The sequence below is a fragment of the Pseudomonas sp. HD6422 genome, from assembly GCF_025377065.1.
GTDB lineage: Bacteria > Pseudomonadota > Gammaproteobacteria > Pseudomonadales > Pseudomonadaceae > Aquipseudomonas > Aquipseudomonas putida_U.
The window spans coordinates 1-22814 of record NZ_JAHWIW010000059.1; the positions used below are offsets into that span (position 1 = coordinate 1).

Genomic DNA, 22814 nt, shown 5'->3' on the forward strand with positions numbered 1-22814 from the left:
ACTGGGACCATTCGGCGCTGATCAAAGGCCTGGAGCACATGGCCAACTTCTCGATCCGCGACGAGAAATGAGCTTCAGGCTGTAAGCCTCAAGCGGCAAGTAAAAGCAGATCTGCTTTTGCTTGCGGCTTGTAGCTTGAAGCTTGCAGCTGTGGGGACCGCCCCTGGTTCGGCCTGCACGGAGGCAGTTCCAGGGGCGTTTTAGATTCTGCAGAACAACAATAATTGGGAGCCTGCCATGTCGGTCGATCCGCAAAAAATTCTCCGCGAGCTGTTCGACACAGCCATCGCCGCCGCCCACCCACGCCATGTCCTCGAACCCTACCTGCCCGCCGACCGCAGCGGCCGGGTCATCGTCATCGGTGCCGGCAAGGCCGCGGCCGCCATGGCCGAAGTGGTCGAGAAGCACTGGCAAGGCGAAGTCAGCGGGCTGGTCGTGACCCGCTACGGCCATGGCGCCAACTGCCAGAAAATCGAAGTGGTCGAAGCCGCCCACCCCGTCCCCGACGCGGCCGGCCTGGCAGTAGCCAAGCGGGTGCTGGAGCTGGTCAGCGACCTCAACGAAGACGACCGGGTCATCTTCCTGCTCTCCGGTGGTGGTTCGGCATTGCTGGCCCTGCCTGCCGAGGGTCTGACCCTGGCCGACAAGCAACAGATCAACAAAGCGCTGCTCAAGTCCGGCGCGACCATCGGCGAGATGAACTGCGTGCGCAAGCACCTCTCGGCGATCAAGGGCGGCCGCCTGGCCAAGGCCTGCTGGCCCGCCACTGTCTACACCTATGCCATTTCCGACGTGCCTGGCGACCTGGCCACCGTCATCGCCTCCGGCCCGACCGTGGCCGACCCGAGCACTTCGGCCGATGCCTTGGCGATCCTCAAGCGCTACAACATCGAAGCACCGCAAGCCGTCATCGATTGGCTCAGCAACCCGGCCTCCGAGACCGTCAAGAGCGGCGACCCCTGCCTGGCGCGCAGCCACTTCCAACTGATCGCCAAACCTCAGCAGTCGCTCGAAGCCGCCGCGGTAAAAGCCCGCCAAGCCGGTTTCAGTCCGCTGATTCTCGGCGACCTGGAAGGCGAGTCGCGCGAGGTGGCCAAGGTGCATGCCGGTATCACCCGACAGATCGTGCAACATGGCCAGCCGCTCAAGGCGCCGTGCGTGATCCTTTCCGGCGGCGAGACCACCGTCACCGTGCGTGGCAATGGCCGCGGCGGGCGCAATGCCGAGTTCCTCCTGAGCCTCACCGAAAGCCTCAAGGGCCTGCCGGGCGTCTATGCCCTGGCCGGTGACACCGACGGCATCGACGGTTCGGAAGAGAACGCCGGCGCGTTCATGACCCCAAGCAGCTATGCCCGCGCCGAGGCCCTGGGCCTGTCGGCCAGCGACGAGCTGGACAACAACAACGGCTACGGCTATTTCGCCGCGCTCGATGCGCTGATCGTCACCGAACCGACCCGCACCAACGTCAACGACTTCCGCGCCATCCTGATCCTTGAGACTGCCCAATCATGACGCCTGATAAAAAAGTAAAGATCCTCGCCACCCTCGGCCCTGCGATCAACGGCATCGACGACATCCGCCAACTGGTGGAAGCCGGGGTGAACATCTTCCGCCTCAATTTCAGCCACGGCGAACATGCCGATCATGCCCTGCGCTATCAGTGGATCCGTGAAGTCGAGCAGCAGCTGAATTACCCGCTGGGCATCCTCATGGACCTGCAGGGCCCCAAGCTGCGGGTCGGCCGTTTCTCCCAAGGCAAAGTCCAGTTGCAGCGTGGCCAGGCCCTGCGTCTGGACCTGGACGCCACCCCTGGCGACAGCCGCCGGGTCAACCTGCCGCATCCGGAAATCATCGCCGCCCTCGAACCTGGCATGGACCTGCTGCTCGATGACGGCAAGCTGCGCCTGCGCGTCACCGCCAAGCACGACGATGCCATCGACACCGAAGTGTTGGCCGGTGGCGAGCTGTCCGACCGCAAGGGCGTCAACGTGCCCCAGGCTGTTCTGGAGCTCTCGCCGCTCACCGAAAAAGATCGCCGCGACCTGGCCTTCGGCCTGGACCTGGGCGTGGACTGGGTGGCCCTGTCGTTCGTGCAGCGCCCCGAGGACATCATCGAAGCGCGTCAGCTGATCGGTGACCGTGCCTACCTGATGGCCAAGATCGAGAAGCCCTCTGCCGTCGAACAGCTGCAAGCCATCGCTGAGCTGGCCGATGCGATCATGGTGGCCCGTGGCGACCTGGGCGTGGAAGTACCCGCCGAGAGCGTGCCGCAGATTCAGAAGCGCATCATCGGCACCTGCCGCCAGCTCGGCAAGCCGGTGGTGGTGGCTACGCAGATGCTCGAATCGATGCGCTTCTCGCCCGCCCCGACCCGCGCCGAAGTCACCGACGTGGCCAACGCCGTGGCCGAAGGTGCCGATGCGGTGATGCTCTCGGCCGAGACCGCCTCGGGCGACTACCCATTGGAAGCGGTGCAAATGATGAGCAAGATTATCCGCCAGGTGGAGAACGGCCCGGACTACCAGGCCCAGCTCGACGTCGGCCGGCCGAAAGCCGAGGCAACCGTATCGGATGCCATCAGCTGCGCGATCCGCCGCATCAGCGGCATCCTACCGGTGGCGGTGCTGGTCAACTACAGCGAATCCGGCACTTCGACGCTGCGTGCAGCGCGCGAGCGGCCACGGGCACCGATCCTCAACCTGACGCCAAACCTCAAGACCGCCCGCCGCCTGAGCGTGGCCTGGGGCGTGCACTCGGTGGTCAATGATCGCCTGCGCCAGGTCGACGAAATCTGCTCGACTGCGTTGGAAATCGCCCAGGCCCAAGGCATGGCCAGCCGTGGCGACACGCTGCTGATCACCGCGGGGGTGCCCTTCGGTAAGCCCGGCACGACCAATACGCTGCGGATCGAAACCTTGGTCTAAGCCATCACACCGACCTTGTAGGAGCGGGTTTACCCGCGAATGCGATAGACCTGGCGACACAGTGTCCAGACAGACGCATTCGCGGGTAAACCCGCTCCTACAGCGGTAGGCGATGTGCCATTCAAGCGCGGAAAACCGAGGCCCACAGAGGCCCACCGCTTCCCCTTCAACCTTACCGACTGCCCCATGTACGCCAAACATTCCCTCGTGTCGTGCCCCGACTGGGCCACGGCACTGCTCAACGGTTTCAGCCAGGTGCTGCTGCTGCGCAACCCCCTGTGCGGCCTGTGCTGCCTGTTGGCCATGCTGCTGACCGCCCCGGCGCTGGTCGGCGGCGCCCTGCTCGGCGCCCTCGCCGGGCTGCTCACGGCCCAGCGCCGCGGCTATGACCGTAGCGACCGCCAGGCTGGCCTGTACTGCTACAACGCTGTGCTGATCGGCATCCTGATCAGCGCTGTGCTGCCATGGTCGGCAATCCTGCCACCACTGATCATCGCCGCCGGCGGGGTGTCCAGTATCCTGACCCACCAGTGGCGCAAGCGCGGCGGCAAACTGCTGACTGCCTATACCGCACCGTTCGTGCTGCTCGGCTGGGCCACCCTGCAGCTCGCCTCGCCTTCTCCCGGCGGCTACGTCGAAGCCGAACCGCTGCATGCCCTGGCGCGCGGCGTGGGCCAGATTTTCTTGCTCGACCAGCCGCTGGCAGGTGTTCTGATCATCCTCGGCGTACTCATCGCCAATCCCTACGCCGCCCTGTGGGCGCTCATCGGTTCAGCCATCGGCGGCGGCGCAGCGCTGTTCGCCGGCGAAGCTCAGGCGGCTTGGCTGGGTCTGTACGGCTTCAATGCTGCCTTGGCGGCGCTGGCCTTCAGCCGCCAGGGTGAGAAACCCTGGGTGTCGCTGCTGGCCATCGCCCTGGCGCTTCTGCTGCAAGCCCTGTTCAACCAGCTGCCGCTCCCGGCACTCACCGCACCGTTCGTGGTGGCCTGCTGGCTGATGCACCTGGGCAGTCATCTGGCACGCCACAGCCACAAGGGTGACGGAGCCCGCTTGCACAGCTGAAACGCAGCCCCTAGGCTCAGGCCATTGCACAGTGGAACGAGCCCATGGACAACCCGACCAGCCTGCGCGAGCGGCTCTACATCATCGTCTTCCAGACCGACACCGTGGCCGGAAGACGCTTCGACAAGACTCTCCTGCTGATCATCCTGGCGAGCCTGGTGACGGTGGTCCTCGACAGCATCGACGCGGTGCACCAAGGCTATGCCGGGGTGCTCGCAGCGATCGAATGGGGGTTCACCGCGATCTTCCTGGCCGAGTACCTGACCCGCCTGTACTGCTCGCCCAAGCCCCTGCGCTACGCATTCAGTTTCTATGGGCTGGTCGACCTGCTGGCCATCGTGCCGGGAATCCTCGCCCTGTACTACAGCGACGCCCAGTACCTGCTGATCATCCGCGTGATTCGCATGCTGCGGATCTTCCGCGTGCTCAAGCTCAGCCATTACCTGAAGCAGGCCAACTACTTGCTCGACGCGCTGCGCGGCAGCAAGCAGAAGATCATCGTGTTCCTGGTCAGCGTCTCCACCCTGGTGACCGTGTTCGGCACCCTGATGTACGTGATCGAAGGGCCGGCAAATGGCTTCACCAGCATACCCACTGGCATCTACTGGGCCATCGTCACCCTCACCACGGTCGGCTTCGGCGATATCGTGCCGAAGACGGCGCTGGGGCAAGTGCTGTCGTCACTGGTGATGATCACCGGTTATTCGATCATCGCCGTGCCGACCGGAATCTTCACCGCCGAATTGGCCAATGCGATGCGTGGCGAACAGTTGAGACATGAGTGTCCGCGATGCAGCAAACAAAGCCATGAGCACAGCGCGGCATTCTGCTCACGCTGTGGCAGCGCGCTATTTCCCGGATAGCTGAAGCCCCCCCTGTCGAGACCGCATAACCAAAGCATTTTTTGTTCTTTAACCCCTGCGATCACAGCCGCTATAGTCGCTGGCACTCTGCCTACTCACCCCGAACAAGGACGCCACGTGAAAAGACTCCTCACCGCTTCGCTGCTCGCCGCAGGCCTGGCCCTCGGCAACTTCGCCCACGCCGCCCCGACCTTGCTCAACGTCTCCTATGACGTGATGCGCGACTTCTACAAGGACTACAACCCGGCCTTCCAGAAGCACTGGGAAGCCGAGCACAACGAGAAGGTCAATCTGCAGATGTCCTTCGGCGGCTCGAGCAAGCAGGCGCGCGCGGTGATCGATGGCCTGCCGGCCGATGTCATCACCATGAACATGGCCACCGACATCAACGCCCTTGCCGACCACGGCAAGCTGGTGCCGGACAACTGGGTGACCCGCCTGCCGAACAACAGCGCACCCTTCACCTCGGCCACGGTGTTCATCGTGCGCAAGGGTAACCCCAAGGCCCTGAAGGACTGGCCAGATCTGCTCAAGGAAGGCGTGCAGGTGATCGTGCCCAACCCCAAGACCTCGGGTAATGGTCGCTATACCTACCTGTCGGCATGGGGCTACGTGCTCAAGCAAGGCGGCGATGAGGCCAAGGCCCGCGACTTCGTCGGCAAGCTGTTCAAGCAGGCGCCGGTGCTCGATACCGGTGGCCGCGCCGCCACCACCACCTTCATGACCAACCAGATCGGCGATGTGCTGGTGACCTTCGAGAACGAGGCCGAGATGATCGCCCGCGAGTTCGGCCGCGATCAGTTCGAAGTGGTCTACCCGAGCGTATCGGCAGAGGCCGAACCGCCGGTGAGTGTGGTCGACAAGGTAGTGGCGAAAAAAGGCACCCAGGCATTGGCCGAAGAGTACCTGAAGTACCTGTGGTCGCCCGCAGCCCAGGAAATCGCCGCACAGAACTACCTGCGCCCGCGCGATGCGACGGTGCTGGCCAAGTACACCGACCGCTTCCCGAAAGTCGATTTCCTCTCAGTGGAAAAAACCTTCGGTGACTGGCGCACCGTACAGAAGACCCACTTCAATGACGGTGGCGTGTTCGACCAGATCTACAGCAATCAGTAATTGATGAAGAGGCCAGCACAGGCAGCATCATGACTGGCGAAATACAAGGGCCTTGAGCCCACCCGCCGGGTCGGCATCGGGAAACTCCGGCGGGTTCCCCAACCGTTCGACGAAGACCAGCGACGGCGCCTGCTCCGCCATGCCCTCGATGAGAAATTCCGGACCGATGCCGGGATCGTTGACACAAGCCAGCACCGTCCCGCCCTCGCTCAGCAACTCGGGCAGACGCCGCAGGATCTTGGCGTAGTCCTGGGTCAGCACGAAGCTGCCGCGCTGGAAGGTCGGGGGGTCGATGATGATCAGGTCGTAGGGGCCGTACTTGCGGACCTTGCCCCAGGACTTGAACAGCTCATGACCTAGATAGGCTACCCGCGAGGCATCGTGGCCATTGAGACGGTGGTTGTCGCGCCCGCGCGACAAGGCCGACTTCGCCATGTCCAGGTTGACTACCTGCTCGGCACCGCCGGCAACCGCCGCCACGGAAAAACCACAGGTATAGGCGAACAGGTTGAGCACACGCTTGCCTGCGGCCTGCTCACGCACCCAGCGCCGGCCATAACGCATGTCGAGGAACAGGCCATTGTTCTGCCGCACGCCCAGATCGAGCAGGTAGGTCAAGCCGTCCTCGACCACCTCACGCTGCTGGCAGGGCTCGCCCAACAGCCACTGGCCCGGGCTGTCCGGCAGGTAGCGATGCTGGAGGAGAATGGCCTGACCGGTCCACTGCGCACGCTCAGCCAGCTGGCGCAGCATGGTTTCCAACTCGGCCAGCAGACCCTCCTCGGGCTCGCGGAACAGGGCGACCGACAACACGCCTTGCAACCAATCGACAGTGATCTGCTCGAGGCCAGGCCAGCAGCGGCCACGGCCATGGAACAGACGGCGGGTTTCAGTCGGAGCGGGATCGAGGGCGGCGAGCAGGTGCTGCTCGAGGGTGTGGATCGGCGAAGTCATGGGGGGTCGCAGGCAGATGAAAGAGCGCATTCTACCTGCAGCGGTCCTTCCGCGGGCAAGGTCGACTCACCCCTTCACCACAACCCGAGCAGGTCGCCACCACCACCCCTGCTGCATTCCTGCCGCCGCCAGCAGGATCAACCCCACCCCCAACCATTGCAAGGGCGCCAGGCGGTGTCCGAAAGCCACCCAGTCGACCAGGATCGCCGCGATCGGATAGATGAATGACAGCGCCCCGGTCAGCGCCGTGGGCAGGCGCTGGATGGCGCTGTACAACAACACGTACATCAACCCGGTGTGCACCATTCCCAGGGTCACCAGGCTGGCCAGCGCCGAGGGTTCGCCCGGGAGGCCGCCTGACTCGACCCAGGGCGCGAGCAGCACCACGCCAGTGGCGACCTGGATCAGGGCGATCAGGTGTGGCGGTGTGCCTTGCAGGCGCTTGATGATCAATGCCGCCAGCGCATACAGAAACGCCGCACCCAGGGCCATGGCGATGCCCAACAGATAATCCTCGCCACTGGCCTGGCCAGCGCCATGGGCGCTGACGATCGCCAGCATGCCGAGAAACGCCAAGCTCAGCCAGGTGACCTTGGCCACGGTGATCTTCTCGCCGAGAAACAACGCAGCCAGACCCACCAATATGAACGGCTGGACGTTGTATACCGCGGTACCAATGGCGATCGACGCACGCGAATAAGACGCGAACAGCAGCACCCAGTTGCCGACGATGGCCGCCCCGCTGACCACCGCCCACAGCAAGGCAGTGCGGCCGATCACGCCGACCTTGAGCAAACCGAACGCCGCGCAGATCACCAGCAAGGTGGCGGTGCCGAATACGCAGCGCCAGAACACCACCTCCAGCACCGGCTGGCCCGACACCAGCACGAACCAGCCGATGGTCCCGGAAATCAACATGGCGCCGACCATTTCAAGCGACCCCCGACGCAACGCACTGTCCATATCACACCTCCATTGTCGATGGACATAGTATGCAAAGGGTCGCCGCGCACGCTCCAGTGGATAAGCAAGGCGAAATGTCCGACTTGCCTTTACTATCAAGGCCAGATCCACCGATTACCTAACGAGGCACCTATGACCGACGCTATCGATCAACTGCTGATCAATGCCCTGATGGAAGACTCACGCCGCTCGCTCAAGGCGCTGGCGCAGATCAGTGGCCTCTCGGCCCCCAGCGTCAGCGAACGCCTGCGCCGCCTGGAGGAGCGCGGCGTGTTGCGCGGTTACACGGTGGAGGTGGACCCGCGCAGCTTCGGCTACCAGCTGCAGGCCATCGTGCGCATCCGCCCGTTGCCGGGCCAATTGCAGGAAGTGGAGCGCCAGATCATCGCGATTCCCGAGTTCACCGAGTGCGACAAGGTGACCGGTGAGGACTGCTTCATCGCCCGCTTGCATGTGCGCTCGATGGAGCAGCTCGACGCTTTGCTCGATCGTATCAATGTGCTCGCTGACACCAATACGGCGATCATCAAGAAGACGCCGGTAAGGCGGCGGCTGCCACCGATGGGGTGAGCGTCTGTCTGCACCGGCCTTTCGCGTGCAAACATATACGCCTATAAAATGTACACAAGAATGTCACCGTAAGTGCCATCTTTGTGTGCACTACTTGAATCGACGCCCCAATAGGTTACACATACCCCGCCTCTAAAGTTGACCTAACGATCAACTAATCAATCAAGACTGCCGAAGTAAGCGTCACCAATATCAATATTTTTTCTATATAAATCAAAGCATTAAATTTATAACACAGAAGGTCCAGATCAACTTCCGCCCTCCAACCGTTACAACTGGCATGGAACTCGCTTTCTTGTCGCCGTGTTTTGTATACAAGTTGCGCAAAACATAAATACACAAGAACCCGCGGCGTCGGTCCAATACCGGCCGCCGCGCCCAGAACCCAGTGATGCAACGCCTGCACCGACGAGATGGCGAGCCCGTGCGCCAGCGCCCGCTCATCGCAGTCACACGCATCAGGAGCCTGCCGGAATGAGTACCAGTGTCGACCTTGCCCCTGAACTGTCCGTTGCCAGTAGCGATCCCACCGTCACCCTGAACCCACCGCTCGAACTGAGCCCACGCCTGCACAACCGCGACCTCGCCCCGACCCGCATCGAAGGGCGTCGCTGGGGGCGCTACAGTATTTTCGCGCTGTGGACCAACGATGTGCACAACATCGCCAACTACTCCTTCGCCATGGGTCTGTTCGCCTTGGGCCTGGGCGGCTGGCAGATCTTGTTGTCATTGGCGATCGGCGCGGCGCTGGTGTACTTTTTCATGAACCTGTCCGGCTACATGGGCCAGAAGACCGGCGTGCCGTTCCCGGTGATCAGCCGTATCGCCTTCGGTATCCACGGCGCGCAATTGCCGGCTCTGATCCGCGCGATCATCGCCATCGCCTGGTTCGGCATCCAGACCTACCTGGCCTCGGTGGTGTTGCGCGTGCTACTGACCGCCGTCTGGCCGCAGCTGGCCCACTACGACCATAACGCCATCCTTGGCCTGTCGAGCCTGGGCTGGGTGTGCTTCGTGGCCATCTGGCTAGTGCAGTTGGTCATCCTCGCCTATGGCATGGAAATGGTCCGCCGCTACGAAGCCTTCGCCGGTCCGGTGATTCTGCTCACCGTCGCCAGCCTTGCGATGTTCATGTACTTCCAGGCCGGCGCGCGCATCGCCTGGTCGGTGGCCGAACCACTGCGCGGTTACGAGATGTGGCGCAACATCTTTGCCGGCGGTGCACTGTGGTTGGCGATCTACGGCACCCTGGTGCTCAACTTCTGCGACTTCGCTCGCTCCTCGCCATGCCGCAAGACTATTCGCGTGGGCAATTTCTGGGGCCTGCCGGTGAACATCCTGGCGTTCGCGATGATCACCGTGGTGCTGTGTGGCGCGCAGTTCCAGATCGACGGCAAGGTCATCAGCAGCCCGACCGAAATCGTCGCCAGCATTCCCAATACCCTGTTCCTGGTGCTGGGCTGCCTGGCCTTCCTGATCGTCACCGTGGCGGTGAACATCATGGCCAACTTCGTCGCCCCGGCCTTCGTTCTCAGCAACCTCGCGCCACGCCACCTCAACTTCCGCCGCGCCGGGTTGATCAGCGCCACCGTGGCGGTGTTGATCCTGCCCTGGAACCTGTACAACAGCCCGCTGGTGATCGTGTATTTCCTGTCCGGCCTGGGCGCCCTGCTCGGCCCGCTGTATGGGGTGATCATGGCTGACTACTGGTTGCTGCGCAAAGGCCGCATCAACGTGCCGGAACTCTACAGCGAGCACCCGGACGGCGCCTACCACTACAGCAAGGGCATCAACCTGCGCGCCATGGCCGCATTCGCCCCCGCCGCTCTGCTGGCCATCGTCCTGGCCCTGGTGCCCAACTTCCACGGCATCGCGCCGTTCTCCTGGCTGATCGGTGCCGGCATCGCTGCCGCGCTGTACCTGCTGATCGCGCCGCGTAACCGTGAATACCACGATGTCAGCGGCGAATGCATCGCTGTCGATCACCACAGTCACTGATCAAGGATTCAACTGCCCATGCGTATTCTGATTGCCAACGTCAACACCACCGAAGCCATCACCGAGGCCATCGCCGAGCAGGCGCGCAGCGTTGCCTCGCCCGGCACCGAGATCGTCGGCCTGACCCCTTGGTTCGGCGCCGAATCGGTGGAGGGCAACTTCGAAAGCTACCTGGCTGCCATCGCGGTCATGGACCGCGTGCTGGCCTACGAAGGCCCCTATGACGCGGTGATCCAGGCCGGCTATGGCGAGCACGGCCGCGAAGGCCTGCAGGAACTGCTCGACGTGCCGGTGGTGGACATCACCGACGCTGCCGCCAGCACCGCCATGTACCTGGGCCACGCCTACTCGGTGGTGACCACCCTGGACCGCACCGTGCCGCTGATCGAGGATCGCCTGAAGCTTTCCGGCCTGTACGACCGCTGCGCTTCGGTGCGTGCCAGTGGCCTGGCGGTGCTGGAACTGGAGGAAGCCCCGCAACGGGCCGTACAGGCCATCGTCGAGCAGGCCGAGCGGGCGGTGCGCGACGACAAGGCCGAAGTCATCTGCCTGGGCTGTGGCGGCATGGCCGGGCTCGACGAGCAGATTCGCCAGCGTACCGGGGTGCCGGTGGTCGATGGTGTCAGCGCGGCGGTGACCATTGCCGAATCGCTGGTACGCCTGGGCCTGAGCACCTCGAAAGTGCGCACTTACGCCACGCCGCGCACGAAGAAAGTGCTGGGCTGGCCGATGCGCCTGGGTCGCTGAGGCGGCAGACTGGGCAGGTGTAGCTGGCGCAGGATGACCTGGCCTTCGGGCCAGGTCATGGACGGAGGGCGTTCCGGCTCTTTGCTATGCGACCGATCAGTCGTCACGGGTGAGCACTTCGAGCAGCTCGATCTCGAAGGTCAGTTCCGAATTCGGCGGAATCGCTCCCACGCTGCGCTCGCCGTACCCCAAGTGCGCCGGTACCAGCAGTTTGCGCTTGCCGCCGACACGCATGCCCATCAGCCCTTGATCCCACCCCTTGATCACCCGACCGGTACCGATCACACACTGGAATGGCTTGCCGCGTGACCAAGACGAGTCGAACTCGCTGCCGTCGGCAAGCCAGCCGGTGTACTGGGTGGTGATAAGCGCGCCCTTGACGACGCTCTTGCCGTCGCCTTCGAGCACATCGATGATCTGCAGTTCGCCGCTCATGGGCCTCTCCAACGCTGATAACAAAGGGCGCCGTTTTCTCAGGAATGGACGATCTTGGCAAGCGCGCCGATCAGATGAACACGCTACCGCGCAGATACAGCGCGGCGCGCCCGCTGATGACGACCCGACCATTGCCTGGCACCTGGCACAGCAACTGCCCCTTGCGTGCCCCACCCTGCTCGCAGCTGAGTTCGGTCTTGCCCAGCCGCTGCGCCCATACCGGGGCCAGCGAGGTGTGCGCGGAGCCGGTGACCGGGTCTTCGTTGACTCCCACGTTAGGGCCGAACCAACGGGTCACGAAGTCGTAACCACGACCGGCAGCGGTCACTGCGATGCCGCGCACATCGAAGGTCGACAGCGCGACGAAATCGGGGGTGAGTGTATCCAACTGCGCAGCATCGTCGATGACCACGACATAATCGTCAGACCGGTACACGGCGAGCGCAGCATTCAGACCCAGTGCCTCCAGCAATCCTTGTGGGACCTCCACGACCTCGGGCTGCTTGGCCGGAAAGTCCATGGCCAGCAGGCCATTTGCATCTCGGCTGACGCGCAGTTCGCCACTGCGGGTATTGAAACGCAGCACCTCGGCCTGCTCACCCAACTGTTCGAACAGCACATAGGCCGAGGCCAGGGTGGCATGGCCGCACAGATCGACTTCCACCGCCGGCGTGAACCAGCGCAGGTCGAAGGTTTTACCATTACGCACGAAATACGCCGTCTCGGACAGGTTGTTCTCTTCGGCGATGCGCTGCAACAGATCGTCCGGCAGCCAGCTTTCGAGCGGGATCACCGCCGCCGGGTTGCCACCGAAGGGTTCGGCAGAGAAGGCATCGACCTGGAAGATTTCGAGTTGCATGGAAACACTCCTGAAAGCCCGGTCATTACCGGGCGAGAACGAAAGCGAAGGTCAGGCGCGCACGGGCGTGAGCACAGGCTCGCCGGCGAAGAATGCCTGCAGGTTGCGCAATACCAGGGCTACGGTGTCACGGGCGGCCTCTGGCGATTGGCCGGCGACATGCGGGGTGAGGACGGTATTGCCGAGGACCTTGAGGTTGTCGGGCACGACGGGTTCGTCATCGAACACATCCAGCGCTGCGCCGGCGATCAGGCCTCGCTCCAACGCGGCCACCAAGGCCTGAGTGTCGACCACGCTGGCCCGGGCGATATTCACCAGGTAGCCCTCGGCCCCAAGGGCCTCGAGCACCTTGGCGTCGACCAGGTGATGGGTAGCGGCGCCGCCAGGGGTAGCGACGACCAGGATATCGACGGCATCGGCCAGGTGCAGCGGGCTGTCATACCAAGTGTAGGGCAGCTCCTGACGTGGGGTGCGGCTGTGATAACTGATGTTCATGTCGAATCCCAGGCTGGCGCGCTTGGCGATCGCCTGGCCGACTGCGCCCAAGCCGAGCAGGCCCAGACGCTTGCCACTGACCGAGGGGCTGATGACACGGTTCCATTCGCCACGACGGGTGCTGGCATCGGCCCGCGGGATATCACGCAGCAAGGCCAGGAGGATGGCCAGGGTATGATCGGCGACCGTGGCGGCGTTGGCGCCCGCGCCATTGGTGACGACGATGCCACGGGCTGCAGCGGCGGCCAGGTCGACCTGCTCGTAGCCTGCTCCGATCACGCAGATGATCCGCAGCTGCGGCAGCGCGTCGATCTCGCCAGCAGTCAGGCCCAGCGGGCCGCGGGTCAGCACGGCGTCGATCTCGCCGGCATGGCGCTGGATGGCGTCGGCGCGCAGCGCAGGGGATGGCGCACGGATCAACCGATAACCGGCCTGCTCGAGCATCGGCAGGTAGTCGTCGACCGTTTCCACCAACACCAGGACTGTCTTGCTCATGCCACCTCCGAGTCAATTCGAGGGGGCATTATGCGCAATGGGTGGCCAGTACAGTCAAACGATAAATTGGGGATTAACTGTACTGTATGGGTTGTTTGGAGGGTGGCGAGAGGGTGATGTTGGATTCGAAATCGAGCGCCGCCCGCGCGGCGCTCGATTTATGCGCCACTGCAATTACCAAGCGCCCCCAGCAAGCACCACACTCACTGCGCAAACGCCCGCCCCAATCCTCCGGGCACACCACTGCTGTCGGTCTCTTCCCAAGGCCCATCCGGACTCAGCGACCAACTCCAGCCATTGTCATAACGGTAATACGTGCGCTGACGGTAGAAGACGTTGTTCTTCTTCTCCAACACATACACCCCAAGCTTCGGATCCCAATGGCTGGCGCCCCCCGGTGGCGGGGCAAAGCTGGCCGAGGTCCGCGGCATCGGTTTGGGAATCGCCGCTGGCTTGCTCGGCTGGGTCGATGGCTGGCCACCTGGCAACGGTTTGACCACCGGCCCCTTGTGTGGCGGCACCGTCTCGATCGGCGGTGCCGGCCGCTCGTAAGGCTCATAGGTGGTACATGCGGACAATCCCATAGCCACGGCAATCAGGGTCAAGCGTAGGGTGGTGTGCATGATCGTTTTCTCTTACCGGTCGGGACTGTCGATGATCAGCTGTTGCTGGGCCTGGGTGGACGTTGCCAGCGGCGCGCCCTGGCCAATCCACTCACCCTGGGTCGGCTGGCCTGCGCGCGAGACACGGGCAACCAGTTGGACTTGTGCGAAGTCCGACAGTTTCATCTGCGGCATCATCGCGTCGGCATCGGACAACTCGACTTCGATCGGCAGTTGCGCCACGGTCACCCGCTTGGCCGCCAGGGGCATCGGCGGGCCATTGCTGGCGCGGGCGAAGATGAACACGGTGTCGTCAGGCTTGACCTTGTCCTTGAGCGCCGCCGCCAGCTCCACCCGCACCTTCAGGCGCGCGGCGACCGGGGCAGCAGGCTTGGCGACTTTGCCGCCCAGGCGCTCGGCGGCGCGGTCGATTCCTCCCTGCAAGGCCGCCCGCGAGGCGTCGCCCTCGGGCAACAGCACCAGCAGGCGGTTCCAGTAGTCGATCGCCTCCTGGTAGCGCTCCCCCTCGAAAGCGGCGATGCCACGCAGACCGAGGCTGGTGACTTCCTTCGGATCGGCCTTCAATGCTTCATCGGTCAGCCCTTGTATCTGCTCGCTCCACTGCTTGTCAGCCGCGAAATACAAAGCCTGCGCCCATTGCCCCAGCAGTTCGGGCTGGCGACCGGCCATGGCCACGGCGCGCTCGAAAGTACGCGCGGCATCGGCGGGACGCTGCTCGGCCATGTAGGCACGTCCGAGGAAGTACACGGCTTCGGCGGAGTCCGGCTGGGCCTTGACGACACGCTCCAGGCGCGAGGTCATTTCTTCCATGGTTTTCGGTGCGGCGGCGAATTCCTGGGTCAGCTCGACCTTGTCGGCTGCACCGAAGTGCAGGTACAACCCCAGCGCCAGCAACGGCACCAACACCGCCGCCAGGAGCGGCAGGGCCTTGCCCAGGTGCCCCTGGCGCAGTGGCTCGGCACCCTCGGTGTCGGCCAGCAGTTCACGGGCGGCTTCGTCGCGGCCTTTGGCCAATTGCGCCTCGTCGAGCACGCCAGCGGCCTGCTGGGCCGCCAGTTCGCCGACACGCTCCTGATACAAGGCTACGTTCAGGGCGGTGCGGTCTTCTTCCTGCTGGCGGTTGCGCCCACGCAGGATCGGGATCAGCAGAAAGCCGAGAGCAGCGAGCAGCAGCAGGCCCGCACTAAGCCAGAATTCAATCATGGGTCTGTTCTTTTTCCAGCAGTTTGGCGAGACGCTCGCGTTCGTCGTCGGAGAGGGCCTGGCGACCTGGCATGGCCGCCCCACGGCGGCGCCGCACGATCACCGCCAGTACCACGAAGCCCGCGGCCAGAAGCAGGCCGGGACCGAACCAGAGCAACCAGGTACGGCTGCTGAGTGCCGGTTTGTAACGGACGAAGTCGCCATAGCGATCGACCATGAAATCGACGATCTGCTGATTGCTCTGGCCCTCGCCGAGCATGCGGAAGATCTCCCGGCGCAGGTCGGCGGCGATGGGCGCATTGGAGTCGGCGATGTCCTGGTTCTGGCACTTGGGGCAGCGCAGTTCCTTGGTCAGCGCCTGGTAGCGCTCGCGCTCGGCCTCGTCGCGAAATTGATAGGTGTCGATAGCGGCCTGGGCCACGCCGACCAGACTCAGGCCGAGCAGCACCGCTGCCAACCAGCGCTTCATGGCTGAGCCTCATCGACCAGCCCTTGGTACAGCGGCGCCAATTGTTCGCGCCAGACGGTCGCATCGACCACGCCGACGTGCTTGTAGCGAATGATGCCCTTGGCATCGATGAGGAAAGTTTCCGGCGCGCCGTAGACCCCGAGGTCCAGGCCGAGGGATCCTTGCTCGTCACGGATGTTCAACTGGTAAGGATTGTGAAACTCGGCCAGCCACTTGAGGGCAGCGGCATTGTCATCCTTGTAGCTCACGCCGTGGATCACCACGCCCTGCTCGGCCAGTCGATTCAGGTACGGGTGCTCGACCTTGCACGACGGGCACCAGGTGCCCCACACGTTGACCAGCGCCGGGCGACCGAGCAGATCGGCCTGGGTCAGGGTCCGATCGCCCTCGACCGAAGCCAGGGAAAAGGCCGGGAACGGCTTGCCGATCATTGCCGACGGCAGCTCGTCGGGCTTGAGGAACAACCCTTTGTAGAGAAACACCGCCACCAGCAGGAACACCGCCAGCGGCAACACCATGATCCAACGCTTCATGCAGCTGCTCCAGACACGCCCAGGGCCTCACGCACCCGGGTCTTGACCTTGACGCGGTAGCGTCGGTCGAGGGCCGCCAGCAATCCACCCAGGCCGGTCAGCAGACCGCCCAGCCAGATCCAGCGGACATACGGCTTGATGTGCACACGCACGGCCCAGGCGCCATTCTCCAGCGGCTCGCCGAGGGCCACGTACAGGTCACGGGTGAAGCCTGCGTCGATACCGGCCTCGGTCATCATCGACTGCTGCACGGTATACAGGCGCTTCTCCGGGTGCAGGATGGTCACTTCGCGGCCGTCGCGGGTCACCACGATGGTGCCCTTGTCGGAAATGAAATTCGGCCCCTCGAAGTGCTTGGCGCCCTGGAACTGGAACTGATAGCCGCCCAGTTCGACGCTCTCGCCCGGCGCCATGCGCAGGTCGCGCTCGGCGCTGTTATTGCTCGACAGCACCACGCCCAGGGCGCACACCGCCAGTCCCAGGTGCGCCAGCTGCATGCCCCAGTAACTGCGGGTCAGACCGCGCGCGCCTTTGGCCAGACCCTTGTGACGGGTCTTGTCGAGGATATCGCGCACGCCACCGAGCACTACCCAGGCGGCCAAGGCGAAGACGCTCAGGGTCGGCCAGTCGAAGTCGTCGACGATGAAGCCCGCCACCGGCGCCAGCACCACACTGGCGACCAGTACCGGGGTCAGCATGCTCGCCAGCCACTTGCCTGGGGTGTCCTTCCAGCGCACCACCACGCCGATGCCCAGCACCACCATCAGCAGCGCCATCAGCGGCAGGAACAACGCATCGAAATAAGGCGGGCCGACCGATAGCTTGGCCCCGGTCAGCGCATCGAGTACCAGCGGGTAGAGCGTACCGAGCAGGATCATCGAAGCCGCTACCACCAGCACCAGGTTGTTGGCCAGCAGCAGCGTTTCGCGCGACCACAGGGCAAAGCCGACCTGGCTCTTGACCACCGGCGCGCGCAGGGCGAACAGGGTCAGCGAGCCACCGACCACGAACAGCAGGAAGATCAGGATGAACACCCCACGCGACGGATCGGCGGCGAAGGCGTGCACCGAGGTCAGCACCCCGGAACGGACCAGGAAGGTGCCGAGCAGGCTCAGGGAGAAGGCGGCGATCGCCAGCAGCACGGTCCAGCTCTTGAACACGCCGCGCTTCTCGGTCACTGCCAGCGAATGAATCAGCGCAGTGCCCACCAGCCAGGGCATGAACGAGGCGTTTTCCACCGGGTCCCAGAACCACCAGCCGCCCCAGCCCAGTTCGTAGTAGGCCCACCAGGAACCCAAGGTGATCCCCACCCCGAGAAACGCCCAGGCGACGATAGTCCAAGGCCGCGACCAACGGGCCCAGGCTGCGTCGAGGCGTCCGCCGAGCAATGCGGCGATGGCAAAGGCGAACGCCACCGAAAAGCCCACATAGCCCATGTACAGCATCGGTGGGTGGACGATCAGGCCGAAGTCCTGCAGCAACGGGTTGAGGTCACGGCCATCGCCCGGTACCTGCGGCAGCAGGCGCTGGAAGGGGTTGGAAGTGATGATCAGGAAGCTCAGGAAGCCCACGCTGATCATGCCCATCACCGCCAGTACCCGCGCCAGCATCACTTGCGGCAACTGCCGGGAAAAGACCGACACGGCGAAGGTCCAGCCACCGAGGATCAACGCCCAGAGCAGCAGCGAACCCTCATGCGCGCCCCACACGGCGCTGAACTTGTAGTACCAGGGCAAGGCGCTGTTGGAGTTGCTGGCTACATAGGCGACCGAGAAATTGTCGGTCATGAAGGCATGGGTCAGACAGGCGAAGGCAAACGCCAGAAAGGCGAATTGCCCCCAGGCCGCAGGCCGGGCCAGGCTCATCCACAAGCTATCGCCGCGCCAGGCGCCGAGCAGTGGCACGGTGGCCTGCACGGCAGCGAAGCAGATCGCCAGAATCATTGCCAGTTGGCCGAGTTCGGGCACCATCAACGCTGCGTTCATGGCTTGACCTCCCCAGTGGTAGCAGCCTGGCCACTTTCCTTGAGGGCCTTGCTGACTTCCGGCGGCATGTACTTCTCGTCGTGCTTGGCCAGCACCTCGTCAGCCACCACCACGCCCTCGGCGTTGAGCTTGCCCAGGGCGACGATGCCCTGCCCTTCGCGGAACAGGTCGGGGAGAATACCGCGGTAGGTGATCGGCACCGACTTGTTGAAATCGGTGACCACGAAACGGACGTCGAGCGAGTCGCCCGAGCGCTGCACCGAGCCCTTCTCGACCATGCCGCCAGCGCGAATGCGCGTGTCCAGCGGTGCCTCGCCATTGGCGATCTGGGTGGGGGTATAGAACAGGTTGATGTTCTGTTGCAGGGCGCTCAAGGCAAAACCGACGGCGATCGCGACCCCGACCAGCAGGCCGAGGATCAGCAACAGGCGTTTCTTGCGCTGCGGATTCACTGGTTGTTCTCCCGGCGCAGGCGACGCGCCTCTTCTTGCAAGTAGCGGCGGCGGGCCAACAGCGGCGCAGCGACATTGATCGCCAGGACCGCCAGGCAGATGCCATAGGCGGTCCAGACATACAGGCCATGGTGACCCATGGCAACGAAGTCGGCGAATGAAGCAAATTTCATCGTGCGGCCCTCCGCCCCAGGCTGTTCAAGACTTCTTCCCTGACCCAGCTGGCGCGTGCTTCGCGCTTGAGCACTTCCAGACGCATGCGCAACAACAGTACCGCGCCGAAGAAGCAATAGAAGCCCAGCGCCGTGCACAGCAGCGGCAACCACATCTCGGCCGGCATCGCAGGCTTCTCGGTAAGGGTGAAAGTGGCCCCCTGGTGCAGGGTGTTCCACCACTCCACCGAGTACTTGATGATCGGAATGTTCACCACACCGACGATCGCCAGCACGGCACAGGCCTTGGCCGCGCTGTCGCGGTTACTGATGGCCTGGCCGAGGGCGATGATGCCGAAGTACAGGAACAGCAGGATCAGCATGGAGGTCAGGCGTGCATCCCAGACCCACCAGCTACCCCAGGTCGGCTTGCCCCAGATGGCCCCGGTTACCAGCGCCACGGCGGTCATCCAGGCGCCGATGGGGGCCGCGCATTGCAAGGCGACGTCGGCCAGCTTCATCTTCCACACCAGCCCCACCGCCCCGGCCACCGCCAGCAGCACATAGCAGGACTGCGCCAGCATCGCCGCCGGCACATGGATGTAGATGATGCGGAAACTATTGCCCTGCTGGTAATCCTGCGGGGCGAAGGCCAAGCCCCAGACCACTCCGGTCACCAGCAGGAGCAAGGCGGAAACCGCCAGCCAAGGCAGCAGGCGACCACTGATGGCATAGAACCATTTCGGCGAGCCCAGTTTGTGGAACCACGTCCAGCTTATTTTCATCAGGTACATCCAGGGTATTAGCCGGGCTTGGAAGCCCGGGACTCGTTATTCGCCAACGCTGATCTTCAGCCCGGCCGCTATCGCAAATGGCGCCAGGGTCACCGCCAGGGCAGTCAGGCTGGCCAGCCACAGCAAATGGCCGGTTGCCGGCATATTCTGCAGTGCCGCTTGCAACGCGCCACTGCCCAGGATCAATACAGGGATATACAACGGCAGGATCAACAACGCCAGCAGCAAGCCGCCTCGCTTCAGACCGACCGTCAACGCCGCACCGACCGCCCCCAGCAGGCTCAACACCGGCGTGCCCAGCAACAGGGAACCGAGCAACACCGGCAGACAATGACTCGGCAGACCCAGCATCAAGGCCAGCAGTGGCGCCAACAATACCAGCGCCAGCCCGGAAAAGATCCAGTGCGCCAACACCTTGGCCAGTACCAGCATGGCCAACGGGTGCGGCGACAGCACCCACTGCTCGAGCGAGCCATCCTCGAAATCGCTGCGGAACAGGCCATCGAGGGACAGGAGCACCGCCAGCAATGCGGCGACCCACACCAGGCCCGGCGACAATGTTTGCAACAATTGGCTTTCCGGTCCCACCGCCAACGGGAACAACGCGACGACGATGGCAAAGAACACCAGCGGATTGGCAAGCTCCGCAGGACGGCGGAACAGCAGGCGCGCCTCGCGCCGCAGCAACAGGATGAATACGCTCATGCCGCCCACTGCCCCAGGTTGAGTTCGCGGTAGCCCAAGGCTTTGCGCTCGAGGGTATGGTGGGTGGTCAGGACCACTGTACCGCCCTGCTCGCAATGGGCTGCCAGGTGTGCCTCGAGCTGGGCCACGCCTTGCTTGTCGAGGGCAGTGAAAGGTTCGTCGAGAATCCACAGTGGCGGGCTGTCCAGGTACAGGCGCGCCAGCGCCACCCGACGCTGCTGGCCAGCGGACAGGGTATGGCAGGGTACGTCCTCGAATCCACGCAGGCCGACCGCCGCCAACGCCGCCCAGATCGCGTCGCGATCGGCAGGCTGATGCAGGGCGCACAGCCAGGTGAGATTCTCCTCGGCGGTGAGCAGGTCCTTGATGCCAGCGGCGTGGCCGATCCACAGCAGGATGCTGGCCAGGGCATGGCGCTGCTCGGCCAATGGCCGACCGCCCAACAGGATCTGCCCGGCGGTCGGTTGCATCAGCCCGGCCAGCAGTCGCAGCAGGCTGGTCTTGCCGCTGCCGTTGGGGCCACTGATCTGCAGCATGTCGCCGGGGCGCAGTTCGAAATCCAGATGCTCGAACAGCAGACGCCAGTCGCGCTCGCAGGCCAGGCCCACGGCTTGAAGGTGAAGGGTCACGGATTCGCCTTATGCAGTGTGTGTCTCAAGTCGCCCAGCGCCCTGCCGTTATACTGGCAATGGCTGGCGGCCGGGCATTATTACATGTGCGGCCACGCTGCCAAGAGGCGGGTTCGACAGGTTGTATACAATACATGACTGAAATCAATAGTGTCGGCGCACAAACCGCCCTCAACCCGCAGGTGATCAAGGCGGCGCTGACCAGTGAACTGCTCAGCCTGACCCAGGCGCAGCCGGGCTTGCTCAAGCCAGGGGAAACCGCCCAGGCCGAGGTCCTGACCCTGCGGCAGAACGGCAGCGAGTTCCTCCTGGTATTGCGCCTGGCCCAAGCCAACGGCACCCTGACCCAGCTACAGGCCACCTCCAGCCAGCCGTTTGCCCAGGGCAGCCTGGTCACCGTCAGCCAACCTGACAGCAACCGCCTGGCGGTGCTGGTACAACAGGCCCACGGCAGCAATGTCGCGACCCTCACCCAACTGGACACCGCCAAGGTCCCCCTCGGCACCCTGCTGCAGGGCAAGGTCCTGACCAGCCAGCCATTGTCCCAGGCAACTGGCGAAGCCACCGGTTTCCGCTCGCTGGTGACCCTGCTCAATACGGCCCAGGCCGGCGCTACCCTGACCATCGACAGCCCACAGCCATTGCCCTTGGGCAGCTTGCTCAGCGCGCTGGTGCAGGGCGACCAGTCGCTGCGCTTCGTGCCACTGAGCGGGCGCCAGGAGCAACTCGACATCGCTCAGCAACTGCTGACCCAGCAGGGACGCCAGGCGTCGTTACCCAGCCTGCTCGGCGGCCTCCAGCAGATTGCCAACAGCCCTCAGGCCAACGGCGAGCTGCGTGGCGCCGCCGCCAACCTACTGGACAACCTGCCCAATGCGCGGCAGCTTGGCGATGCCAAGACACTCGTGCAGGCCTTGAACAACAGCGGCGCGTTTCTCGAAGCCAAGTTGCTCGGCGGCCTGGGCGCCGGCGTCGCCACCGACTTCAAGGCACAGTTGGTGCGTCTGGTGGCCCTGGCCTCAGCCAACACCCCGGGCAGCCCCGCCGTGGCCGCGAGCACCCTGGCCCAGGCCCTGCCTGCCATGACTCGCAGCGCCCTGGGGCTGCTCGACCGGGTCAGCCCCCGGCAACAGCCGGGTACCTTTCCGTTACCGACCCGGCTGCTCCAGGCCCTGGAAGACGAAGGCGATCTGCAGCAGTTGCTGCGCCTGGCCAGCGCAGCCATTTCGCGACTGCAGAGCCACGCCCTGAGCAGCCTGCAACAGTCCGGCACGCTGGAGAGCGGCAACCTGCAGACCACCTGGCAGACCGAGATCCCCGTGCGCCATGGCCAGGACTTCATCCCTCTGCAGGTGAAACTGCAACGCGAAGAAACCCCGCAGCAACAGGCCGACCGCGAGTCCGGAGCGAAGGACCCGATGCAGGCGCTGTGGCGCATCGAACTGGCCATCGACCTGGCACCACTGGGGCCGTTGCAGGTTCAGGCGCAACTCAATCAGGGCCGACTGTCGGGCCAGTTATGGGCCGAACGCGAGCCCACTGCCCGCCTGATCGACCGTCATCTTGGCAGTCTGCGCGAGCGCCTGCTGGACCGCGGCCTGGACGTGGGCGACCTGGAGTGCCACCCCGGCACTCCTCCCCAGGGCCCACGCACCCGGGTGGAACAACGCTGGGTGGACGAGAACGCTTGACATCCTCCCCGCCCTAAAGAACGGGGATTCCTACAGGTAGACGGCCATGCCCGACCGCGAGAATGTTCCTCGCCGCGTTAATGTCGCGGTCGTGAGT

General features: G+C 64.1%; 25 protein-coding genes. 10 read left to right on the forward strand and 15 right to left on the reverse strand.

What is annotated here, in order from left to right; genetic code table 11:
- The 6 genes from KY379_RS26275 to KY379_RS26300 form a co-directional block, all read left to right on the forward strand.
- Positions 1-71 (forward strand): hypothetical protein (locus KY379_RS26275; protein ID WP_261241131.1); only part of this gene is annotated, 71 nt, incomplete at its 5' end.
- Between the two features lie 166 nt (positions 72-237).
- Positions 238-1512 (forward strand): glycerate kinase, encoded by a 1275-nt coding sequence (locus KY379_RS26280; protein ID WP_133332221.1) that lies wholly within the window; start codon positions 238-240, stop codon positions 1510-1512.
- Entirely contained in the window at positions 1509-2924 is a 1416-nt protein-coding gene (gene pyk / locus KY379_RS26285; RefSeq protein ID WP_261242099.1) for a pyruvate kinase, read from the forward strand. The genes KY379_RS26280 and pyk overlap by 4 nt, the downstream gene beginning before the upstream one ends.
- Positions 2925-3110: 186 nt before the next feature.
- Complete coding sequence (locus tag KY379_RS26290) at positions 3111-3986, forward strand: urea transporter (RefSeq protein WP_133332223.1); 876 nt, start codon at positions 3111-3113, stop codon at positions 3984-3986.
- A 44-nt stretch (positions 3987-4030) separates the two neighbouring features.
- Entirely contained in the window at positions 4031-4849 is an 819-nt protein-coding gene (locus tag KY379_RS26295) for an ion transporter (protein WP_133332224.1), read from the forward strand.
- A 117-nt stretch (positions 4850-4966) separates the two neighbouring features.
- Positions 4967-5965 (forward strand): sulfate ABC transporter substrate-binding protein, encoded by a 999-nt coding sequence (locus tag KY379_RS26300; RefSeq protein ID WP_133332225.1) that lies wholly within the window; start codon positions 4967-4969, stop codon positions 5963-5965.
- 27 nt (positions 5966-5992) lie between these two features.
- Here KY379_RS26300 and KY379_RS26305 read toward each other — a convergent pair whose 3' ends face one another.
- Both KY379_RS26305 and KY379_RS26310 read right to left on the reverse strand, forming a co-directional pair.
- Positions 5993-6919: a class I SAM-dependent methyltransferase gene (locus KY379_RS26305; RefSeq protein WP_261242100.1), complete on the reverse strand. Its 927-nt coding sequence runs from the start codon at positions 6917-6919 to the stop codon at positions 5993-5995.
- A gap of 66 nt (positions 6920-6985) precedes the next feature.
- Complete coding sequence (locus tag KY379_RS26310; RefSeq protein WP_261242101.1) at positions 6986-7882, reverse strand: DMT family transporter; 897 nt, start codon at positions 7880-7882, stop codon at positions 6986-6988.
- A 132-nt stretch (positions 7883-8014) separates the two neighbouring features.
- Between KY379_RS26310 and KY379_RS26315 the strand changes: the two genes are divergently transcribed.
- The 3 genes from KY379_RS26315 (at position 8015) to KY379_RS26325 (ending at position 11197) form a co-directional block, all read left to right on the forward strand.
- Complete coding sequence (locus KY379_RS26315) at positions 8015-8452, forward strand: Lrp/AsnC family transcriptional regulator (RefSeq protein ID WP_133332228.1); 438 nt, start codon at positions 8015-8017, stop codon at positions 8450-8452.
- A 474-nt stretch (positions 8453-8926) separates the two neighbouring features.
- Positions 8927-10450: an NCS1 family nucleobase:cation symporter-1 gene (locus KY379_RS26320; RefSeq protein WP_261242102.1), complete on the forward strand. Its 1524-nt coding sequence runs from the start codon at positions 8927-8929 to the stop codon at positions 10448-10450.
- An 18-nt stretch (positions 10451-10468) separates the two neighbouring features.
- On the forward strand, positions 10469-11197 hold the full coding sequence (locus KY379_RS26325) for an aspartate/glutamate racemase family protein (RefSeq protein WP_261242103.1): 729 nt from the start codon (positions 10469-10471) through the stop codon (positions 11195-11197).
- A gap of 96 nt (positions 11198-11293) precedes the next feature.
- On the opposite strand, the gene KY379_RS26330 is transcribed toward KY379_RS26325, so the two are convergent.
- The 13 genes from KY379_RS26330 to ccmA form a co-directional block, all read right to left on the reverse strand.
- The gene (locus tag KY379_RS26330; protein ID WP_133332231.1) at positions 11294-11632 is read right to left on the reverse strand and encodes an FKBP-type peptidyl-prolyl cis-trans isomerase; all 339 of its coding nucleotides are present in this window, start codon (positions 11630-11632) and stop codon (positions 11294-11296) included.
- A 70-nt stretch (positions 11633-11702) separates the two neighbouring features.
- Positions 11703-12491: a PhzF family phenazine biosynthesis protein gene (locus KY379_RS26335; protein ID WP_196174322.1), complete on the reverse strand. Its 789-nt coding sequence runs from the start codon at positions 12489-12491 to the stop codon at positions 11703-11705.
- Positions 12492-12542: 51 nt separating this feature from the next.
- On the reverse strand, positions 12543-13481 hold the full coding sequence (locus KY379_RS26340) for a 2-hydroxyacid dehydrogenase (RefSeq protein WP_261242105.1): 939 nt from the start codon (positions 13479-13481) through the stop codon (positions 12543-12545).
- A 203-nt stretch (positions 13482-13684) separates the two neighbouring features.
- Positions 13685-14104 carry a hypothetical protein gene (locus KY379_RS26345; protein WP_133332234.1) on the reverse strand — a complete coding sequence of 140 codons (420 nt, stop codon included), beginning with the start codon at positions 14102-14104 and terminating at the stop codon, positions 13685-13687.
- Positions 14105-14116: 12 nt separating this feature from the next.
- A complete protein-coding gene (gene ccmI, locus KY379_RS26350; RefSeq protein ID WP_261242106.1) occupies positions 14117-15307 on the reverse strand; it encodes a c-type cytochrome biogenesis protein CcmI in 1191 nt (396 codons plus the stop codon).
- Positions 15300-15776, reverse strand: coding sequence for a cytochrome c-type biogenesis protein CcmH (locus KY379_RS26355; protein WP_133332236.1), 477 nt, complete (start codon positions 15774-15776; stop codon positions 15300-15302). The genes ccmI and KY379_RS26355 overlap by 8 nt, the downstream gene beginning before the upstream one ends.
- Entirely contained in the window at positions 15773-16309 is a 537-nt protein-coding gene (locus KY379_RS26360; protein WP_133332237.1) for a DsbE family thiol:disulfide interchange protein, read from the reverse strand. The genes KY379_RS26355 and KY379_RS26360 overlap by 4 nt, the downstream gene beginning before the upstream one ends.
- A complete protein-coding gene (locus KY379_RS26365) occupies positions 16306-18279 on the reverse strand; it encodes a heme lyase CcmF/NrfE family subunit (RefSeq protein ID WP_165976122.1) in 1974 nt (657 codons plus the stop codon). The genes KY379_RS26360 and KY379_RS26365 overlap by 4 nt, the downstream gene beginning before the upstream one ends.
- Positions 18280-18290: 11 nt before the next feature.
- Positions 18291-18746 carry a cytochrome c maturation protein CcmE gene (gene ccmE, locus KY379_RS26370; RefSeq protein ID WP_133332239.1) on the reverse strand — a complete coding sequence of 152 codons (456 nt, stop codon included), beginning with the start codon at positions 18744-18746 and terminating at the stop codon, positions 18291-18293.
- Positions 18743-18919: a heme exporter protein CcmD gene (ccmD, locus tag KY379_RS26375; RefSeq protein ID WP_133332240.1), complete on the reverse strand. Its 177-nt coding sequence runs from the start codon at positions 18917-18919 to the stop codon at positions 18743-18745. Before ccmD ends, ccmE begins: the two co-directional genes overlap by 4 nt.
- On the reverse strand, positions 18916-19683 hold the full coding sequence (locus KY379_RS26380; protein ID WP_136915876.1) for a heme ABC transporter permease: 768 nt from the start codon (positions 19681-19683) through the stop codon (positions 18916-18918). Before KY379_RS26380 ends, ccmD begins: the two co-directional genes overlap by 4 nt.
- A gap of 45 nt (positions 19684-19728) precedes the next feature.
- On the reverse strand, positions 19729-20397 hold the full coding sequence (ccmB, locus tag KY379_RS26385) for a heme exporter protein CcmB (protein WP_008096270.1): 669 nt from the start codon (positions 20395-20397) through the stop codon (positions 19729-19731).
- Entirely contained in the window at positions 20394-21026 is a 633-nt protein-coding gene (gene ccmA, locus KY379_RS26390) for a cytochrome c biogenesis heme-transporting ATPase CcmA (protein ID WP_261242110.1), read from the reverse strand. Before ccmA ends, ccmB begins: the two co-directional genes overlap by 4 nt.
- Positions 21027-21160: 134 nt before the next feature.
- Between ccmA and KY379_RS26395 the strand changes: the two genes are divergently transcribed.
- Entirely contained in the window at positions 21161-22717 is a 1557-nt protein-coding gene (locus KY379_RS26395) for a flagellar hook-length control protein FliK (RefSeq protein ID WP_261242112.1), read from the forward strand.
- Positions 22718-22814: the final 97 nt, after the last annotated feature.

Bases quoted from the DNA above. Each gene is read 5' to 3' on its own strand.
- KY379_RS26280 (WP_133332221.1), top strand. From the start codon at position 238: ATGTCGGTCGATCCGCAAAAAATTCTCCGCGAGCTGTTCGACACAGCC.
- pyk (WP_261242099.1), top strand. From the start codon at position 1,509: ATGACGCCTGATAAAAAAGTAAAGATCCTCGCCACCCTCGGCCCTGCG.
- KY379_RS26290 (WP_133332223.1), top strand. From the start codon at position 3,111: ATGTACGCCAAACATTCCCTCGTGTCGTGCCCCGACTGGGCCACGGCA.
- KY379_RS26295 (WP_133332224.1), top strand. From the start codon at position 4,031: ATGGACAACCCGACCAGCCTGCGCGAGCGGCTCTACATCATCGTCTTC.
- KY379_RS26305 (WP_261242100.1), bottom strand. From the start codon at position 6,919: ATGACTTCGCCGATCCACACCCTCGAGCAGCACCTGCTCGCCGCCCTC.
- KY379_RS26310 (WP_261242101.1), bottom strand. From the start codon at position 7,882: ATGGACAGTGCGTTGCGTCGGGGGTCGCTTGAAATGGTCGGCGCCATG.
- KY379_RS26315 (WP_133332228.1), top strand. From the start codon at position 8,015: ATGACCGACGCTATCGATCAACTGCTGATCAATGCCCTGATGGAAGAC.
- KY379_RS26320 (WP_261242102.1), top strand. From the start codon at position 8,927: ATGAGTACCAGTGTCGACCTTGCCCCTGAACTGTCCGTTGCCAGTAGC.
- KY379_RS26325 (WP_261242103.1), top strand. From the start codon at position 10,469: ATGCGTATTCTGATTGCCAACGTCAACACCACCGAAGCCATCACCGAG.
- KY379_RS26330 (WP_133332231.1), bottom strand. From the start codon at position 11,632: ATGAGCGGCGAACTGCAGATCATCGATGTGCTCGAAGGCGACGGCAAG.
- KY379_RS26335 (WP_196174322.1), bottom strand. From the start codon at position 12,491: ATGCAACTCGAAATCTTCCAGGTCGATGCCTTCTCTGCCGAACCCTTC.
- KY379_RS26340 (WP_261242105.1), bottom strand. From the start codon at position 13,481: ATGAGCAAGACAGTCCTGGTGTTGGTGGAAACGGTCGACGACTACCTG.
- KY379_RS26345 (WP_133332234.1), bottom strand. From the start codon at position 14,104: ATGCACACCACCCTACGCTTGACCCTGATTGCCGTGGCTATGGGATTG.
- ccmI (WP_261242106.1), bottom strand. From the start codon at position 15,307: ATGATTGAATTCTGGCTTAGTGCGGGCCTGCTGCTGCTCGCTGCTCTC.
- KY379_RS26355 (WP_133332236.1), bottom strand. From the start codon at position 15,776: ATGAAGCGCTGGTTGGCAGCGGTGCTGCTCGGCCTGAGTCTGGTCGGC.
- KY379_RS26360 (WP_133332237.1), bottom strand. From the start codon at position 16,309: ATGAAGCGTTGGATCATGGTGTTGCCGCTGGCGGTGTTCCTGCTGGTG.
- KY379_RS26365 (WP_165976122.1), bottom strand. From the start codon at position 18,279: ATGGTGCCCGAACTCGGCCAACTGGCAATGATTCTGGCGATCTGCTTC.
- ccmD (WP_133332240.1), bottom strand. From the start codon at position 18,919: ATGAAATTTGCTTCATTCGCCGACTTCGTTGCCATGGGTCACCATGGC.
- KY379_RS26380 (WP_136915876.1), bottom strand. From the start codon at position 19,683: ATGAAAATAAGCTGGACGTGGTTCCACAAACTGGGCTCGCCGAAATGG.
- ccmB (WP_008096270.1), bottom strand. From the start codon at position 20,397: ATGAGCGTATTCATCCTGTTGCTGCGGCGCGAGGCGCGCCTGCTGTTC.
- KY379_RS26395 (WP_261242112.1), top strand. From the start codon at position 21,161: ATGACTGAAATCAATAGTGTCGGCGCACAAACCGCCCTCAACCCGCAG.